The 569-nt window shown below is 72.9% G+C and carries 1 protein-coding gene; it reads right to left on the bottom strand.

Features of this window, described 5'->3' with window-relative positions:
- On the bottom strand, window positions 1–307 hold a 307-nt coding region (locus tag HMPREF9463_RS10265), incomplete at its 3' end, for an IS110 family transposase (RefSeq protein ID WP_148334246.1).
- Window positions 308–569: the final 262 nt, after the last annotated feature.

The raw sequence follows: 569 nt of genomic DNA, 5'->3' as shown, positions 1-569 counted from the left end.
CGGTCTTGGCCTCGCCGGCGAACAGGCCCGCGGCGCGGCTGGCGGCGAGCCCGGGCAGGTGGGCGACCCCGAGCCCCGCGGCGCGGGCCCGCCTCACGGCGAGGGACCCTATGTTGCGGAACTGGTCGACGACGACGAGCGTGCCGGCGGGCGCGGAGGCGAACAGCGCGTCGAGCTCGGCCTCCCTGTTGCGGACGGGGGCGCTGGCCAGCACCTCCCCGTCGCGGTCGATCAGGCAGGCCCAGTGCGACGACTTGCCGACGTCCAGGCCGAGCACGGCCGCGGGTCTGGTGGATGGCGCTTTCACGGTGGTATCCTTCCGGTAGTCGTTCGACCGGATGGCCTCCCCCTCGGCACTCACATTACCAGCCGCGGCGCCTGCCCGGCACTTTCCTATCAGCCGTCGGGGGCGGCGCGTCCCGCGCCGGCAGCACCCAACAGGCCCTCTCGGGGGCAGGGACGTTCGGCCGTGCGCGGGCGCCCGGTCGGCGGCCCGTTCTGGGCGCGCCTCAATCGTAGCCCGAGACGGTCCCGGGCTGACAATTTCGACTGTAATGGACGTTCTTAAA

It is taken from the genome of Collinsella sp. 4_8_47FAA, from assembly GCF_000763055.1.
In the GTDB taxonomy this organism is placed as follows: domain Bacteria; phylum Actinomycetota; class Coriobacteriia; order Coriobacteriales; family Coriobacteriaceae; genus Collinsella.
The sequence above is the reverse complement of the archived record's forward strand: the minus strand, read 5'-3'. Positions and strand labels throughout refer to the sequence as shown.